Origin of the sequence: Porphyrobacter sp. SLTP (assembly GCF_009905735.1) — a bacterium.
In the GTDB taxonomy this organism is placed as follows: domain Bacteria; phylum Pseudomonadota; class Alphaproteobacteria; order Sphingomonadales; family Sphingomonadaceae; genus Erythrobacter.
This window is the reverse complement of record NZ_JAAALE010000004.1, coordinates 196117-212577: the sequence shown is the minus strand read 5'-3', so window position 1 is coordinate 212577 and position 16461 is coordinate 196117. Positions and strand designations below refer to the sequence as shown.

Below are 16461 nucleotides of genomic sequence, written 5' to 3'. Positions count from 1 at the left end.
CAAGATGAGCACACAGGAGGCGAAAGCGGGCAAACACCCTCGCATCCTGCTGGTCGTGGGCGGCGGGATCGCGGCCTACAAGGCCTGCGAATTGGTGCGTCTGATCCGCAAGGGCGGCGGCGATGTCACCTGCGTCGTCACCAAGGGCGGGCAGCAATTCGTCACCCCCATGTCGCTCGCCGCATTGTCGGAGAATCAGGTCTATACCAGCCTGTTCGACCTCAAGAACGAGGCCGAGATGGGCCATATCCAGCTTTCGCGGGAGGCCGATCTGGTCGTCGTCTGCCCGGCGACCGCCGATCTGCTCGCCAAGATGGCGACCGGCATCGCTGATGATCTGGCAACCACCCTGATCCTCGCCACCGACAAGCCGGTGATGGCTGTGCCCGCCATGAATGTGCGGATGTGGGAGCACGATGCGACCCAGCGCAACATTGCCTTGCTCAAGGCGGCAGGTGTCAATGTGCTGCACCCCGACGAAGGCCCGATGGCCTGCGGCGAATTCGGCTATGGCCGCCTGCCCGAGCCTGAGGCGATCTGGCGCGCGATTGCTACGCATTTCGGCATAGACGTGCCCGAACCGCAATTGCTCGAACCGCCCGCCCGCCGCCTCGCGCCGCCGACGTTCGAAGTCGAAGCGCTGGAACCTGAGGAAGAGGACGATGGCAGCGCCGCCATGCCCGCAGGCGGGCTCGGCGGGTTCTTCTCGCGCATCATCCCGCGCTCGACGGCGAAGCGCAGCCATGACGAGATCGAAGCCGAATACGAGGACCTGCCAGAGCTTGAGGGAGAAGAACTCCTCCCGCCTGAAGAGGAGCCCACGCCCGAATTCGCGCCGGACTTTGGCGGGCCGCTGCTGGCGCGCAAGGGCAAGGCCAATGCCGCTCCGCCCGTCGATTTCGGGGCGATCAATCATGAAGTCGATGAGCGCAAGGCTCCGCCCGAATCTGAATTCCTGGCGCCTGAAGTGCCCGAAGAGGTCGAAGCCGATCTTGGCGAGGTGGCCGAAGGGGCCGATTTCGGGATAGCCGCATCGCATCGTCCGCTTGTCGGGCGGCATGTGCTGGTCACCGCCGGGCCGACATGGGAAGCGATCGATCCGGTGCGCTATATCGCCAACCGTTCGAGCGGGAAGCAGGGCTTTGCCATTGCCGCCGCCGCCGCTGCGCTGGGCGCGCGGGTGACGTTGGTGGCTGGGCCGGTGGCGCTCAAGACGCCTGCCGGTGTCCGCCGCATCGATGTCGAAAGCGCCCGCGACATGGCCGAAGCGGTCAGGCGGTCGCTGCCTGCGGACGTGGCGGTGATGGTCGCTGCGGTGGCGGACTGGCGGCCCAAGGAATATCGCGGTGAGAAGATCAAGAAGCGCGGCGATGCGCCGCCTGCGCTGATGCTGACGGAAAACCCCGACATCCTCACCAATGTCGCAGGCGGCACTCGGCGCCCTGCGCTGGTGATCGGTTTTGCGGCCGAGACCGAAAACGTGCTCGAAAACGCCAAGGCCAAGCGCAAGCGCAAGAGCGCCGACTGGATCGTCGCCAATGACGTGAGCGGCGATGTGATGGGCGGGGACCGTAACCGCGTCACGATCGTCAGCGGTGACGGGATCGAGGTGCTCGACGAAATGCCCAAGAGTGCCGTGGCGATGGCTCTGGCTGAACGCATCGCGGCGGTGTTCCGGGTGGAAGCGGCCGAATGACATCGCCCATCACGGTTGAAGTGAAGCGCCTGCCGCATGGCGCAGGCCTGCCGCTGCCGGCCTATGCCACCACCGGCGCGGCGGGGATGGATGTGGTCAGCGCCGAGGATGTTACCATCGCTCCGGGCGCGCGCCATGCGGTGGCGACCGGCCTCTCGCTGGCGATCCCCGAAGGCTACGAGATTCAGGTGCGGCCCCGGTCTGGGCTTGCGCTCAAGCACGGCATCACCGTCCCCAACACCCCCGGCACGATCGACAGCGATTATCGCGGCGAGCTGAAGGTGATCCTGATCAACCTCGGACCTGAGCCTTTCGCTATCGCCCGCGGTGACCGGGTGGCGCAACTGGTGCTCGCGCCGGTGGTGCAGGCGGCGTGGAGCGAGGTTGCGGAACTCGACGCGACCGATCGGGGCGAGGGCGGCTTCGGCTCGACCGGCGGCCACGCCGCGCTCTGAGACTTGACGCTGCGCGCCGCGCGCAGCACACTGTGCGCCTTCCTTCCTGTTGGAACCACCATGTCCGAGAATGTGATCCGCTGACGAGCCATTGCGCGGTCTGACCCGCGCAACCGGCTGATCGTGTCGCCGCCGCGAGCAAGGCTCGCCCCGGCGCGTGTCAGCATTTCTTCTCAGGACACTTCCATTGAACATCTCGAAACACGAGCAGCGCGTGCTGCACGTGCTCGCGCAGGGCGGCATGATCCGGTACCTGCGCGATGCACATGGCAAGGTGATCGAAGTCGACTGCTACAACCGTGATGGCTTTCGCCTGACCGATTGCAGCCTGTCGATCTTCAACCGGTTGCGCCGCCGGGGGTTGATCCGGAGCATGGCCGGACAGCCTTATCGCATCACCCGTGAAGGGCTGGCAGCGGTCCGGGCGCAGTTGGACAATCGCTAGGCCAGCAGGCCTAGGCCAAACGTGGGCGGCATCATGCCCGTGGTGCCGCCCTGGCGTTTCAGACCGTCTTGGCGCGGCCATAAGGATCGTCGGGAAAATCCCACCATTCGCCGCCAGCCACTTGTCAATCGAATTGGTTGAGTTATTTTGGTCAGCGTCGGACCATACCAATGGACGGTCGTTTACGCCCCCCTTCACAGGAGCAGAAAATGGCCCATCAACTTGAACTCGACGCTGACCGGCTGCGTGATGATCCGCTGATCCTCATTATTCCGGGCCTCAACAACAGCAATGAACATCACTGGCAGTCCCGGTGGGAAGCAACCATTCCCGATTGCGAGCGGGTGGACCTCGGCATGTGGGACGATCCACATCGCAACACCTGGGTCAACAAGATCAACCTCGCGGTTCACCGGGCGCAGCGGCCGGTGATTCTGGTGGCGCACAGCCTCGGCTGCCTCGCGGTGGCGTGGTGGGCGGAGTATGAGCAGCCGTCGCACGGCAATCCGGTGGTCGGCGCGTTGCTGGTCGCGCCGCCCGATGTGGAGCGCGAGGGTGTCGATCCGCGCCTCGCCCGCTTCTCCCCGGCGCCGCGCCGGGCGCTGCCGTTCCCCGCTTTCCTCGCTGCCAGCGAGAATGATCACTACTGCCAGCTGCGCGTGGCGCGCGGGCTGGCCGCCGATTGGGGCGCGTGCTTTGCCTATGCGGGGTCGGTCGGCCACATCAATGCCGAAAGCCAGATCGGCGAATGGGAATTCGGCCAGCTTCTGCTTGCCCAGCTGATCCGGGAGCATCGCAACCGGACGCAAGGCAACGCGGCCATCGGCACAGGCCGGGAGCGGCGGGTCAGCCCGCGCTTTACCCGCCTGCCCTGGGTGCACACCGGGATCGGCCAGCCGCAGACCACTGAGTGGTAGAGCGCCGAAAGCAGGCACAAAAAAAGGCGGCGCGATCCCCTGCGCCGCCTTCTCTTTTCCCGTCCAAGGGTCTCTTGCGCGTAGCCTTACACCATCAATCCGTAGGGCGCACGGTCTTTTCGTCATCGCGGATGGTGATCCGCAGGGTTTCACCCGAATTGCCGGGGAAACCGGTGAAGATCGCGTCCACCAGATTGGGCACGAGGCGCGGCAGGCGGTTTGAACGCGACACCGCTTCGGCCTTGCCTTCGAACAGGCGCTGGCCATCAGCGGCGCGATCAATCTTCAGATCAATGCCGCTGGTGTAGATGGTGTAGCTGCGTACGTCCGGGCCGCCGAAGAACGGATCGTTGAAGCCGAGGCCCCAGCCGCCGCCGCCCCAGCCGCCCCACCGGCCCCACGGACCAAAGCCAGCGGCGCCGACGCCGTTGAAATCGGTGCGCACCCGTTCACGCCCGCCATCGACGCGGTAGTCGAAGCGCACCAGCAGGTCCGCGCTTTCAGGCGTGGCGGCGCGGGTGTAGCCCAGCTCCTGCATTTCGGCCGCAACCGAGTTGGCATAGGTGGCAAATTCGAGCCCGCCCGCCAGCTTGGGGTCTTCCGGCACAACCGCGAAGGTCTGGCCCTGCGGTGCAGGCAGCGGCGCGGCGAAGCGCGACACGTCAGCCTTGAACGGGGTGGCACAGGCCGACAGTCCGATCGCAAGAGCGACCGGAAGGGCGAAGCGGGTCAGAGATTTGATCGAAGACATAGGAGACAACATGACACAACCCTTGTCTGGTTTCCATTGCAATGAGAGCAATGGTGTTAGCGTGTGATATCATATTGCATGGGCATGAACGGTGATTGAACATTCGCCGTGACTGCGCCTCGGCTCATCGCAAATCACCCGTAAAATCAGTGCCGCACCAGCCCCAGCGCACGGTAGGCCGCATCGAGTGTCGGCTTGCCGCGTTCGCGCGCCTTGGCAGCGCCGCGTGCGAGGATCGCGTCGAGCGCTTCGCTGTCGTCCTTCAGCTCGACGAAGCGGTCACGGATCGGGCCGAGCTTGGCGACCAGCAGGTCAGCCAGCGCCGGCTTGAACGCGCCGAACCCCTGCCCGCCAAACTGCGCCAGCACCTCAGCTGCCGATTGACCCGCGAGCGCGCCATAGATGCCGACAAGGTTCTTCGCCTCGGGCCGGTTAGCCAACCCGGCTTCCTCTGACGGCAGCGGTTCGGGATCGGTCTTCGCCTTCTTGACCTTCTGCGCCATCATGTCGGCATCGTCCGAGAGGTTGATGCGGCTCATGTCGCTGGGATCGGACTTCGACATCTTGGCCGAACCGTCGCGCAGGGACATGATCCGCGCCGCTTCTTTCGGGATGATCGGATCGGGCAGGGTGAAGATCGGCGCGTCTTCGGTGCCGAAGTCGTTGTTGAACTTCTGCGCGATGTCGCGGGCCAGCTCCAGATGCTGCTTCTGATCCTCGCCCACGGGCACATGGGTCGCCTGATAGAGCAGCACGTCGGCGGCTTGCAGCACCGGGTAGGTGAACAGCGCGACCGATTGGCCTTCGCGGTTCTTGCCCGCCTTATCCTTCCACTGCGTCATGCGGTTCAGCCAGCCCATCCGGGCGGTGCCGTTGAGTAGCCATTGCATCTCGGGATGCAGCGGAACCTGCGCCTGGTTGAACAGGATCGCCTTGTCGGGATCGAGCCCGCAGGCCACCAGCGTCGCCACCAGCTCAAGGGTCGAGGACCGCAGTTCGGCCGGATCATGCGCCATCGATAGCGCATGGAGATCGGCGATGAAGATCAGGCATTCGCCGCCCGCAGCATGGGCATCATCCTGCAAGGCTACGTAGTTGCGGATCGCCCCCAGATAATTGCCGAGATGGGGCTTGCCCGTGGGCTGGATGCCGGAAACGACGCGCATGTCACTCAACCTCTAGTATCTTGTCATCGGCCTTGGTGCGGGCCGGTTTCCTGCGCCGTAGCTGCGCGAGCAGGTCCTTGTCGAGCGCGCCGAACACAAACGCAGCGGCAAAGAACACCGCACCGCCTGCGGCCACCAGCACACCCAGCGACCAGACGCGCTCGATCAGGCTGGCGCCATAACGTTCCGCCATCAGCGGCATCAGGTACCACAACACCGCGGTCATCGCGCCCGTCGCCAGCAATTGCCGCGCCACCCGGCTGACCAGCTTGGGGGTGAAGTGGAACCACCCGCGGCGGTGGAGGATGATGTAAAGCAGCACGCAATTGAGGCTGGCCGAGGCGGCGGTTGCCGCTGCCAGCCCCACGATCCCGAAGCGGTTCACCACATACAAATTGATCGCGACATTGAAGATCAGCGAAACGAGTGCCGTCCACACCGGGGTGCGGGTATCCTCACGGGCGAAGAAGCCGGGGTTCAGCACCTTGACGATGACATACGCGGGAAGGCCCGCAACCAGCGCGACCACGATCTGCGCCATCAATGCGCCGTCGGTGGCGGTGAACTTGCCGCCGACAAAGAAGGCCGTGCAGAACGCCGGTGCGCACACTGCCAAGGCGGCTGCGGCGGGCAGGGTCAGCAGGGTCGCGATTTCAAAGGCATTGCCCTGCAACCGCTGCGCCTCGGCCTTGTCACCGGTGTGAATGTGGCGGCTCAGCATCGGCAGGATCGCCGTGCCCAGCGCGATCCCGACGATCCCGAGCGGCATCTGGTTCAGGCGGTCGGCCAGCTTCAGCAAGGTCAGCGAACCCTGCGGCAGGGACGTCGCAAAGAAGGTGTCGACCAGCTGGCTGATCTGGTAAATTCCCGCGCCGAACGTCGCCGGCAGGATCAGCAGGCCGAGCCGCTTCACCTCGGGCGTGAAGCGCGGCAGCTGCACTTTCAGCTTTACGCCCGCGCGGCGGGTCTCCCACGCCAGATAGAGCAGCTGCGCAAAGCCGGATAAGGAGACGGTGGCGGCCAACACTTGAACCACCACCACATCATCGCCGCTCGTTCCGCGCCAATGGTCGCCGAGCAGGATGCCGGTGATCAGGAAGATGTTGAGCAGCACCGGCGCCACCGCTCCGGGGCCAAAGCGTGACCGCGCGTTGAGCAGGCCCGACAGCATGGCGACCAAGCTGATGAAGAACAGATACGGGAAGGTCACCCGGCTGAGGAAGACCGAAAGCTCGAACTTGCCCGGAACGTCGCCATATTCGCTAGCCAGCGCCCAGACGATCGCAGGCATGAACACCATGCAGATCCCGCTGAAGGCGAGCAGCACCCACACGAATACGCTCAGCACATCATCGGCGAACTTGGTCGCTGCCTCCTCGCTGCCCGGCTCGCCATCGCGGCCATGCAGCGCGCGGCTGTAGAGCGGGACGAAAGCGACGCTGAACGCGCCCTCCGCGAACAGTCGGCGGAAGGTGTTGGGCAGGGTGAAAGCCAGCTGGAATGCGTCAGCCGCCATCCCCGCGCCCAGCACGCGGGCGAGAAGAATGTCGCGGGCAAAGCCGAACACCCGGCTTACCGCAGTCAGCCCGCCAATCGTGCCGACGTTTCTAAGCAGGCTCATGGCTGGCCGCGACCGCTGTGATCAGAGGATCAGGCGTTGCCCGTCACCGGGGAAATCGGCTTGCCCCCGGCGGCCTCTTCAGCCCGGCGCGCGGCCAGCTGCTGCGCGTAGAGCCCGTTGAAGTCGACCGGATCGACCATCAGCGGCGGGAAACCGGCATCGCGCACGGCATCGGCAACGACGCGGCGGGCGAAGGGGAACAGCAGGCGCGGCGCTTCGGCATAGAGGAAGGCGTGACCCTGCTCCTCGGGCACATTGCGCATACCGACGAGGCCCGAATAGGCGAGATCGACGATGTACATCGTCCCGCGCTGCGAGGCGGCGGTCAGTGTCAGCTTCAGCGTCACTTCATGCACGTCGGTGCCGATCAGCTCGGCGCCGATGTTGAACTGCACGTCGATCTGCGGCGGTTCGGCCCACTGGAACACATCCGGCGCGCTGGGGTTTTCGACCGAGAGGTCCTTCACATATTGCGTGATGATCCCGACCGCGGGCAGCGTGTCTTCGCCATTGGGCTGCGGCCCACCGGCGTTCATGGTGTCGAGATTGGTGAGGACGCCTTCTTCGTCGGACATGGTGTCACTGGTCTTTCAAAATGGGTAACAGGACGTGCGCCTGACGCACGCATGGCATGCGAAGGTCGCTTGGGCGTGCGCCTAGCAGGGGCGCGGCTTGCCCGCAACCGCAGGCACGCGCGGTGGGCCAGGGCGAAAGATTCAACCCGGACAGCAACCGATTGGGCGTTGGCGAATTGTAATCGATACCCATTTAAGGCAGTGTAGGCGTCCTTGGGGCAAGCTGCGCCGTAGCTGAGCTATCGCCCTGTACGAAGATCGGAATTGTTGCTGTGCTCGAAATCGTTCTCCTCGCCATGGTCGCCGCGTTTCTCGGCCTGCGCCTCTATTCGGTGCTCGGACGCCGGGCAGAGCAGGAAGAAGAGCCTGCGGTGCAGCGCTTCGAATCGGATGACAAGCCCGCCGGGATCCGTCCTGCAGCGATGCCGACGGCCGTGGCCCCGCCGCGCCCGGTGGAGCTTGAAGGCGTGATGCCGGCGGTTGAGCGCGGGCTGCGCGAGATCGCGGCGGCTGACAGCAAGTTTAACCTCGCCCAGTTCCTCGAAGGCGCACGCGGTGCCTATCGCATGACGCTCGAAGCCTTCTGGAAGGGTGACCGGGAAACCCTGCGCGAATTGTGCGACGATGACGTCTATGCCGGTTTCGTCGCAGCTATCGATGCGCGCGAGGCGGCGGGCGAAACGATGGACAACACGCTGATCCGGGTTGAGGAAGTGCGCATCCATTCGGCCTCGCTCGATGGCAAGATGGCACGGATCGCGCTGCTCTTCGTCGCCGATATCGCGGCCGTCACCCGCGACAAGGATGGCAATGTCATCGCCGGGTCGCTGGATGATGCGGTCGAAAGCCGCGACGTCTGGACCTTCTCGCGCAATATCACGGCGCGCGATCCCAACTGGCTGCTCGACGAAACCGACGAAGGCTGACCCCGGGGGCCTGATGCCCCGTCGCGAGGAATCTGAAATGCGGCTGCTGCTTGGCCTTGCGATGCTGTTGGCACTGGCGGGGTGTGGGCGGGTTATCCCGCAAGGCAGCGTGCCGCCCCCTGTGGTCAGCGCGCCGGCCGCTCCCGTCGCCTCTGCGGCTGCCAATGCGGTGCTGGCGGGCGTGGCGCTCGGGCCCGCTCTGGCAGCGCTGTCGGTCAATGATGCCGATGCACGGGGTGCGTTGACGAGCTTCATCGAATCCTGCCCGCGTCTGCTCACCCGCGAGGATGCGAGTGGCCTGACCCGGCGCGATGATTGGCGCGGGGTCTGCGATGCAGCGCGCGGGATCGCGCCTGAACGGGCGCGCAGCTTCTTCGCCGAACAGTTCACCGCCGTGCAGATCGGCGATGGCAAGGCCTTTGCCACCGGCTATTTCGAGCCCGAGATTGCCGGCAGCCGCACCCGGCGCGCAGGCTTTGAAGTCCCCGTCTACGCCATGCCGTCCGATCTGGTGCGTGGCTGGCCCGACGATGTGCCTGCCTCCGAACGCACCGGTCGCCCGCCCCTGGGCCGCTATGACGAACAGGGCCGCTTCGTGCTCTATCATGACCGCGCGGCGATCGAGGACGGGGCCTTGGCGGGCAAGGCGCCGATCATCGCCTGGGCGGCCGATCCGGTCGAGTTCTTCTTCCTCCAGATTCAGGGTTCGGGCCGCCTGCGCACGCCTGAGGGTGAGGTCATTCGCATCGGCTATGCCGGGCAGAACGGGCGCGAATATGTCGGCATCGGCGGCGTGATGCGGGAACGCGGGTTACTGGGCGAAGGGCCGGGCAAGTACTCCGGATCGATGCAGGGGATCATGGCCTATATCCGCCAGAACCCGCGCGAGGGGCGTGATCTGATGCGGCTCAACAAGAGCTGGATCTTCTTTGCCGAATTGAAGGGCGATGGCCCCATGGGCGCTTTGGGCGTGCCGGTGCGACGCGAATCTTCGGTGGCGGCGGACCCGGCCTACGTCCCGCTCGGCGCGCCGGTGTGGCTGGGGCTCGACCGGGCCGAGGCGAACGGCTTGTGGATCGCGCAGGACACCGGCGGGGCCATCAAGGGGGCGAACCGCTTCGACACCTTCTGGGGCGCGGGCGAGGATGCGCGCCGCATTGCCGGCGGGATGAGCGGGCGCGGGCGCGCCTACGTGCTGCTGCCGCGCGCGGCGGCGGCGCGGCTTGGCGCGCGATGAGAGCGCCGCGGGGGCTGACCACCGGCGAGCAGGCAGCATGGGCGCATCTGGCTTCGAGCGTGAAGCCCCTGCCGGGAAAAAAGCGACCTGATCCCCCCGCACTGCCCAAGGCGGCGACACCGATCCCGGCCAAGATTGCCTCACCAATCAAACCGGTCAAACCACTGCCCAAGCCGCGCGCACCCCTCCGCCAGCCCCTGGCTGCGCCGCCGCCCCGGTCTGCGGGAGAGAACCCGACGGGACTCGATTCGCACTGGGACCGGCGGATGAAGGCGGGGCGGCTCGACCCTGACCTGACGCTCGACCTCCACGGCTACACGCTCGACACCGCCTATGACCGGATCATGGGCGGCATCGATCAGGCGCGGCTGATGGGCGCGCGGGTGGTGCTGGTGGTGGCGGGGCGCGAGCGTCCGGTCGATCCGGCGGATCGCATGGCCAAACGCGGGGCAATCCGCGCCAAGCTGCTCGACTGGCTCGCTGCGAGCCGCCATGCCGACACGATCACCGCCGTGCGCCGCGCCCATATCCGCCACGGCGGCGAGGGTGCGCTCTACCTGATCCTCAAGCGCCGCTGAGCGCCTGCTGGACGATGCCGGGATTTGCTCTTAATCCGGCCGCGACAGGATCGGGCGTGAGGGAACGGGTGTGACCAAACCGGACAATGATGCAAGCGCACGCCTGACACGCCGCGCGCTGATTGCAGGCGCAGGCGGGGCGGCGCTGGCCGCGCCGCTGCTGGCGCAGGAGTTGGGGCCGATGATCGATCTCGGCCTGCCCGGCGGGCCGAGCTCGCGGCCACTTGCGCCGACCTTCCCCGGCAAGGGCGAGATGATCGTCCAGCGCATCCGGCCGCCTTTGCTCGAAACGCCGATGGCGGCTTTCAGCGAAGGGACGATCACGCCCAATGACCGGATGTTCGTGCGCTGGAACTGGGACATGCCCACGTCGATCAACGCTACCGCGCACCGGGTGGCAGTGGGCGGGGCGGTCAAGGCTCCGGTGTCGCTCACCCTCGACGACATCACCAACGCGGGCGAGCATGTCGAGGTTGTCGCGATCAACCAATGCGCGGGCAACGGCCGCGGGCTGTCGGAGCCGCGCGTCACCGGCACCCAGTGGGGCAATGGCGCGATGGGCTGCGCGAAGTGGACCGGCGTCAGGCTGAAGGACGTGCTCGCCAAAGCAGGCGTGGCCGCCGGGGCGACCCGCGTGCGCTTTGCCGGCCTCGACGTGCCGCTGACCGATGGCGCGCCGCAATTCATCAAGTCGATCCCGCTGGATATCGCGATGCGCGACGACGTGCTGGTCGCCTGGGGCATGAACGGTGAGCCGCTGCCGCTGCTTCACGGCTATCCTTTGCGGATCGTGGTGCCCGGGTGGTTCTCGACCTATTGGGTCAAGATGCTGAGCACGATCGAAGTGCTGACCGGGGAGGATGACAGCTACTATGTCGCCAAGTCCTACCGGATGCCCGCGCAGCCGATTACGCCCGACGACAAGGATTTCCCGACGGTGTCCATCACCACCATGCCGCCGCGCGCCTTCATCACCAGCCATGCCGATGGCGCGGCGGTGACACGGGGCAAGCCGCTGACGCTCGAAGGCATTGCGATGGGCGGGGATGCCGCCTTGGCGCGGGTCGATCTGGTCGGGCCGGGGCTGAAACTGCCGTGCGCGCTCGGCCCGGATGAAGGCCCCTATGCCTTCCGCCGCTGGTCGGTGACGCTGCCTTCGGTCACACAAGACCTCGCCGGGATTGGCGTGCGGGCTGCCAATGCCAATGGCATGGTGCAGCCCGATACCCTCGTCTGGAACCCCTCCGGCTATGCCCGCAATGTGATCGAACGCATCACCCTGAGGGCGCAATGAGAGGTCTGGCGATCATCGCCGCCGCGCTGGCGCTGGCAGGCTGCGAGAGCGAGCCCGAGGTGACCTTCACCGACGTTGCGATCACGCTGCCGGACGATCCGCTCGCTCTGCCTGAAGGCCCCGGACGCGAGGCTGTGCTGGAAAACTGCACCGCCTGCCATTCGCCGTCGACCATGCTGCAACAACCCAAGGTCAGCGCCGAAAAGTGGCAATCAATCGCCAAGAAGATGATCGAGGTCTACAAGGCGCCGGTCGATCCCAAGGCGATCCCGCAGATCGCCGCTTACATGGTCGCCGTCCAAGCTGCCGGGGCCGAACAGCAAGGTGCCACGCCAGCGCCCTGAACGTGGGCCTGTATCTGGGGCTGTCGCAACCGACCTGACCGAACGGTGCCACCATCCTCGAAGGCCATGTCCGCAAACAACCGGGCGAAGTCTGGTTGACGAGGACCCAGCTGCGCCGGAACCGCCTTGGCAGAGAATACGATCCTGGCCCCAATATTTGTGCGCCCCTGCCTTGCATGCCGGTTCGGCTCTCAGGTGCTGTCTTTCATCATCAGAAATTGCTCAAATCGACCTTGATCGTGCGCCGCACCTCGGCCGAAGCTGGTCCGAGGGCGGCGGGTTGGCGGACGCCCGGAAGAATGGCGACATCATAGAGCTCGGTCACGATCCCTTCGAAATTGATCGTGTGCATGACGGCGCCGGTGGTCAGGTCGATGAAGTAGAGCCCTGCGCGCGGGTTCATCTTGCGCTGTTCGAGTGCCTCATCGAGCGCCAGACCGCTGAAGGTCTTGTTGTCACGTGGCAGCGACATGCCAACCACCGCGACATTGTCCATGAACGCCAGCCCGCGAAGGTAGCCCGGACAGAAGGTAATCGGCTCAAACGCGCCCGTCGCAAAGTCGACATAGCCAAATTCGCCGGTGCCGCTGTTGTGCACGTAGAGCTTGCCCTCGTGCCAGCGCGGCGAATGGGGCATCGAGAGGCCTGAGCAGATGATCTCGTTGGTCGAGACGTCCATGACGAGCCCCTGATCGCGGCGACCATCGCGCCAGCCATCGAAGGTATCAGACCGGCTCACCATCGTGACATAGGCAGGCTTGCCGTCACGCATGGCCAGCCCGTTCAAATGGCACCGGTCCTCAGGCACCAGCCGCGAGATGAACGGCGGCTTCCAGACTGGCTGAAAGCTGTGGTCGGGGTCCGGCCGGGCAAGGCAATTGAACAGCGTGTTGACGAAAATTGGCGCGCCCTCGTGGTCCACCGCCAGATCATGGATATCCAGATCGCCAGTAAAGTAGCTGATGCGGGGCGCATACAGCGCGTCGGCTTGCCGAGGCCCAACGCCGCCGGGATCGAGGACATCGCTCATACGGTAGAGCTGGACGTCGCTTGAGACCCATAGATCCCGGGCCCGTCCGGTCGGCGGGTCGAGCCGCACGCCGAGCCCGAGGCAGCGGCCGATATTGCGGTTGTAGCTCCAGAACTTGCCGCTGCCATCTAGGCCAAAGAAGATCAGCTTGCCGACCTGATAGGTCGTGACGGCAAGGCTGGCATTCTGTCCGGCCAGCCAGGCTTCAAACCCGCGCGACAGGTTGACCGAGAATTGCGGGCTTTGGGGTGCCTTGCTGCTGGCAGAAGGTGGCGCCGCGTCAGTCATACTCTGGTCGCTCTCATGGTCGTGGTGGCTGCCATCGCGGCTGAAAGTTTGGGACCAGAATAGAAGGAGTGGGCCGGCACTGTAGTGTTGGCCGGCGCGACGAGTCTGGCCGGCATTGCTTCAAACGAAATGGGGATGCTCTTACGACCGCGGAGGAAACACGCCCTGGAGCGCGATGATGAAATACATCGTCAGATAAGGCATCATGTTATTGTGGGGCATATCGCCGCCTGCGGGAGCGAGGGCCTCCGGCGCCATGACCGCCGCGGGGCCGCCGGTTGGCGCATGGGCCGCGCCGCCAACGCTGCGTGCTATCGCTGCGCCGGCGCTGGCAAGCGAGGCGTTTGCCGGAAAACTCGTGGCCTGCATCGTATGCGCGTGTCCGGGCATCTCGATCGGGAGCAGTGTCACTGTTTGAGAGCCGCCCTGTTCGCCGAGAAAGCGATCGCTGAGCCCCGGACCTTGGCCAGGCCCCATGACTGCCGACGCCTGCAGGTTCGGAAGGGCAAAGTTCGATTCGCCATTACCGCCGTAAGTCGTTCCGAGCAGCGAAAACAGCGCGGTGTTCTGCGACAGCGGCAAGATTTGTCCGTCGCACCACGCCCAACCCCTCGGCGCAAAATTGAAGGGGACGACCCGAATTTCGGCGACAAATGGATCAGCCATTGCAAGCGGTCCTTATCAGGTGGGGGACGGGAAGATCCCGAAGAGTGAGATGATGTAGTTGACGCAGACGTATGGCTGCATGTTTTCATGCGGCTGACTGCCACCGATCGGCCCAATCGTCTGCGGTGCGAGCGCTGCAGTTGGTGCGCCGGTACGATAGATCGAAATGCTCGAACCCGAGGCCAGGACATTGCCCGTAGCCCCGTTCTGCGTTCCGGTCAGGGTGGATGCAAGCATGGGATGCGTATGCGCCGGGATCTGTTGTGTCGTGAGCGTCACCGATTCCACGCCGCCGGTCTGACCGAGGACGTAGCCATTGCCCTGATGCATCGGGAGCCGCCCGCGCAGGTCAGGCACCGCATAGGTTGACTCACCATCACCGCCATAGGTCGTGCCGATCAGCTGGAACAGTGTTTCATACTCGGAGATCGGCAGCAGCGTCCCGTCGCAGAAGGCCCACCCCGCCGGAGCGAAGTTGCCTGCAAAGATCCTGATTTCGCCGACATAGGGCTGGGCCATCGATGCTTCCTCAGGTTGCCGAAGGAAAAATGCCCTGAAGGGCGATGATATAGCTTACGACGAGAAAGGGTGACCTGTTCTCGTGCGCTTGGCCGCCGCCGACATTGGTAACCGTCGCCGGCGCGAGCGCCACGAGGTTGGAAGGCGCACCGTAAGCATTGTTGAAAGAGCCGAGCTGGTTACCAGTCGGGACCACCACATTCCCATCCGTAGCTGTCATTGTGACAGGATGATTGTGTCCTGGCAGTTCCGCCACCGTCAGGGTGTGCGCCTCCGCACCGCCTCGCTCACCGAGAGTGAACCCGCTACCCACGTGGATCGGCACCCGCCCGCGCATATCGGGCAGGGCAAAGTTCACGCGCCCATCGCCGCCAAATGTCGTTCCCAGCAGCGAAAACAGCGCCTGGTTCTGATTGATCGGAAGCAATTGGCCATTGCACAGGGCCCAGCCTTTCGGCGGGAACACGAAGCTAGCGAGCCGGACTTCGGCAAGAAACGGTTCAGCCATGCAATCCCCCCTTTTGCTGAATAATAGGCGACAAGATTGCAGGCTTCCAGCAAAATCGCGGGCGCTACGTTGCCCTGATGCGAGCACGCCGAATCTTGAGGCGTCGCACACAAAAATGCTGGAAGGTCTTGCGGGAATGCGCGAGATATGCGCTTCCTTTGCATGGGCCGCAGTAATTGGGGGGAGACAGCGAACATGTCGGTTTCGCGTAGAACGATTGTTGTCGGCCTTGGCGGTGCGGCAGTTGCCACGGGCAGCGTGACGACCTCGATCTTTTCCTTCTTGAGCGTTGGGGACATCCGCAACAAGCTCAACCCCACGGTGCGAGGACGCCGGAATGTGGCGCTCGGCCGCGCGCTGTTTGAGGACTGGTCGATCCAGAAGGGCAGCTTCTTCACGCTGGATTCGGGTCAGGTGGTCGAGCTGGTCGATGTGAAGCTTTTCCCCAACAAAGAAGGCCGCACCTCCGACCTGCGCCCCGCCGCTTTTGTGACGACATTTGAGGTCCGGCGCGGCGCTCCGCTGGCCGAAGAGCGGATCTATGCACTCGCCCACAGTGAAGGCGGCGAGTTTCCGCTCCTGCTCAACATCGACAAGGGCGGCGCGGGCAAGCGGATCTCGGCCGTCCTCGGCTGACTCCATGCATTTCGCGCTCGAGGCCGCAGCGCTCTCTGGGATTACGTTGCGTCCCGCGACGGACGATGACCTGCCGTTCCTCGAGGCGCTCTATGCCTCGACCCGCGCGGAAGAATTGGCCGGGGTAGGTTGGTCGCCCGAAATGCAGCAGGCCTTTCTGCGACAGCAGCACACCGCGCAGCACGCGCATTACAGGACACACTTTCCTCACGCGTCCTGGTGCATCGTCGAACGCGACGGTGAGGCGATCGGGCGGCTCTACTTGCGCGAGACCGAAGCGGACCTCCACATCATCGATATCTCGCTGGTTCCCCGCAGTCGCGGCACCGGGCTTGGTGAAGCCTTGCTGCGCGACATGGCTGCGCACGCGGCGCAGGACGGGCGCGGGCTGACGATCTTCGTTGAAAAGAACAACCCGGCCCGCTCGCTTTATCAGCGGCTCGGGTTCGAGCCGGTCGAGGACCACGGTGTATACGACTTCATGCGCCGTCCGCCGCAACCCGCTCTCAGTTAAAGATCGCCTCGTAAACCGTGCCCGCATCCTCCTGCGCGATGGGGACGAGGAAAATCTCTACCGCCAGTTCCGAGCTTTCAAGCAGATAGGTGCCTTGCGGATAGAGCGGTTCGCGCGGGCCGCGAAACACCAGCCGGAACGAGCTACCAGGCCGCGCTGACAGCCTGAGCGGTTCGACCTTTTCAAGCACCAACTCGAGGCCCCCGCCTTCCAGCTGCATGGAAAAGCGGGCCCCCTGAAAATCGGCAAAGTCGGCGAGCGTCAAAGCCGCGGGTGTCTCCATCGTCATGAGCTC

The 16461-nt window shown here is 64.9% G+C and carries 20 protein-coding genes; 11 read left to right on the top strand and 9 right to left on the bottom strand.

Features of this window, described 5'->3' with window-relative positions; all coding sequences use genetic code 11:
- Nucleotides 1–4 precede the first annotated feature (4 nt).
- The 4 genes from GVM20_RS05225 (at nt 5) to GVM20_RS05210 (ending at nt 3513) form a co-directional block, all read left to right on the top strand.
- Nucleotides 5–1696: a bifunctional phosphopantothenoylcysteine decarboxylase/phosphopantothenate synthase gene (locus GVM20_RS05225; RefSeq protein ID WP_166546221.1), complete on the top strand. Its 1692-nt coding sequence runs from the start codon at nt 5–7 to the stop codon at nt 1694–1696.
- Nucleotides 1693–2151, top strand: coding sequence for a dUTP diphosphatase (gene dut, locus GVM20_RS05220; protein ID WP_166546220.1), 459 nt, complete (start codon nt 1693–1695; stop codon nt 2149–2151). Before GVM20_RS05225 ends, dut begins: the two co-directional genes overlap by 4 nt.
- A gap of 187 nt (nt 2152–2338) precedes the next feature.
- Nucleotides 2339–2596: a YjhX family toxin gene (locus tag GVM20_RS05215; RefSeq protein ID WP_160759322.1), complete on the top strand. Its 258-nt coding sequence runs from the start codon at nt 2339–2341 to the stop codon at nt 2594–2596.
- Between the two features lie 209 nt (nt 2597–2805).
- Nucleotides 2806–3513 carry an RBBP9/YdeN family alpha/beta hydrolase gene (locus GVM20_RS05210; protein WP_166546219.1) on the top strand — a complete coding sequence of 236 codons (708 nt, stop codon included), beginning with the start codon at nt 2806–2808 and terminating at the stop codon, nt 3511–3513.
- 94 nt (nt 3514–3607) lie between these two features.
- On the opposite strand, the gene GVM20_RS05205 is transcribed toward GVM20_RS05210, so the two are convergent.
- The 4 genes from GVM20_RS05205 to secB all read right to left on the bottom strand — a co-directional run bounded on the left by GVM20_RS05205 (nt 3608) and on the right by secB (nt 7626).
- Nucleotides 3608–4264, bottom strand: coding sequence for a DUF4136 domain-containing protein (locus GVM20_RS05205; RefSeq protein WP_234031860.1), 657 nt, complete (start codon nt 4262–4264; stop codon nt 3608–3610).
- A gap of 146 nt (nt 4265–4410) precedes the next feature.
- Entirely contained in the window at nt 4411–5430 is a 1020-nt protein-coding gene (gene trpS / locus GVM20_RS05200; RefSeq protein WP_166546217.1) for a tryptophan--tRNA ligase, read from the bottom strand.
- A gap of 1 nt (nt 5431) precedes the next feature.
- Entirely contained in the window at nt 5432–7051 is a 1620-nt protein-coding gene (murJ, locus tag GVM20_RS05195) for a murein biosynthesis integral membrane protein MurJ (RefSeq protein WP_166546216.1), read from the bottom strand.
- Nucleotides 7052–7080: 29 nt separating this feature from the next.
- Entirely contained in the window at nt 7081–7626 is a 546-nt protein-coding gene (gene secB, locus GVM20_RS05190) for a protein-export chaperone SecB (RefSeq protein WP_166546215.1), read from the bottom strand.
- 296 nt (nt 7627–7922) lie between these two features.
- On the opposite strand from secB, the gene GVM20_RS05185 reads away from it, so the two are divergent.
- The 5 genes from GVM20_RS05185 (at nt 7923) to GVM20_RS05165 (ending at nt 12005) form a co-directional block, all read left to right on the top strand.
- Nucleotides 7923–8552, top strand: a complete 630-nt coding sequence (locus GVM20_RS05185) for a Tim44/TimA family putative adaptor protein (RefSeq protein ID WP_166546270.1) — start codon at nt 7923–7925, stop codon at nt 8550–8552.
- 37 nt (nt 8553–8589) lie between these two features.
- Nucleotides 8590–9789, top strand: a complete 1200-nt coding sequence (gene mltA, locus GVM20_RS05180) for a murein transglycosylase A (protein WP_166546214.1) — start codon at nt 8590–8592, stop codon at nt 9787–9789.
- Nucleotides 9786–10367, top strand: a complete 582-nt coding sequence (locus GVM20_RS05175; protein WP_166546213.1) for a Smr/MutS family protein — start codon at nt 9786–9788, stop codon at nt 10365–10367. The genes mltA and GVM20_RS05175 overlap by 4 nt, the downstream gene beginning before the upstream one ends.
- A 70-nt stretch (nt 10368–10437) precedes the next feature.
- Entirely contained in the window at nt 10438–11661 is a 1224-nt protein-coding gene (locus GVM20_RS05170) for a molybdopterin-dependent oxidoreductase (RefSeq protein ID WP_353653107.1), read from the top strand.
- Complete coding sequence (locus tag GVM20_RS05165; protein ID WP_166546212.1) at nt 11658–12005, top strand: cytochrome c; 348 nt, start codon at nt 11658–11660, stop codon at nt 12003–12005. Before GVM20_RS05170 ends, GVM20_RS05165 begins: the two co-directional genes overlap by 4 nt.
- 211 nt (nt 12006–12216) lie before the next feature.
- Here the strand turns inward: GVM20_RS05165 and GVM20_RS05160 are convergent, their stop codons facing one another.
- From GVM20_RS05160 to GVM20_RS05145, 4 genes are all read right to left on the bottom strand, one after another.
- Nucleotides 12217–13323 carry a TIGR03032 family protein gene (locus tag GVM20_RS05160; protein ID WP_166546211.1) on the bottom strand — a complete coding sequence of 369 codons (1107 nt, stop codon included), beginning with the start codon at nt 13321–13323 and terminating at the stop codon, nt 12217–12219.
- Between the two features lie 141 nt (nt 13324–13464).
- Nucleotides 13465–13989, bottom strand: a complete 525-nt coding sequence (locus GVM20_RS05155) for a phage tail protein (protein WP_166546210.1) — start codon at nt 13987–13989, stop codon at nt 13465–13467.
- Between the two features lie 15 nt (nt 13990–14004).
- Complete coding sequence (locus tag GVM20_RS05150) at nt 14005–14508, bottom strand: phage tail protein (protein WP_166546209.1); 504 nt, start codon at nt 14506–14508, stop codon at nt 14005–14007.
- Nucleotides 14509–14518: 10 nt separating this feature from the next.
- A complete protein-coding gene (locus GVM20_RS05145; RefSeq protein ID WP_166546208.1) occupies nt 14519–15016 on the bottom strand; it encodes a phage tail protein in 498 nt (165 codons plus the stop codon).
- Between the two features lie 258 nt (nt 15017–15274).
- Here GVM20_RS05145 and GVM20_RS05140 point away from each other — a divergent pair, with 258 nt between their 5' ends.
- Both GVM20_RS05140 and GVM20_RS05135 read left to right on the top strand, forming a co-directional pair.
- Entirely contained in the window at nt 15275–15652 is a 378-nt protein-coding gene (locus GVM20_RS05140) for a hypothetical protein (protein WP_166546207.1), read from the top strand.
- 4 nt (nt 15653–15656) lie between these two features.
- A complete protein-coding gene (locus tag GVM20_RS05135) occupies nt 15657–16166 on the top strand; it encodes a GNAT family N-acetyltransferase (protein WP_166546206.1) in 510 nt (169 codons plus the stop codon).
- Here GVM20_RS05135 and GVM20_RS05130 read toward each other — a convergent pair.
- A complete protein-coding gene (locus GVM20_RS05130; protein ID WP_166546205.1) occupies nt 16159–16449 on the bottom strand; it encodes a DUF6916 family protein in 291 nt (96 codons plus the stop codon). The two genes, GVM20_RS05135 and GVM20_RS05130, sit on opposite strands and share 8 nt — an antisense overlap.
- Nucleotides 16450–16461: the final 12 nt, after the last annotated feature.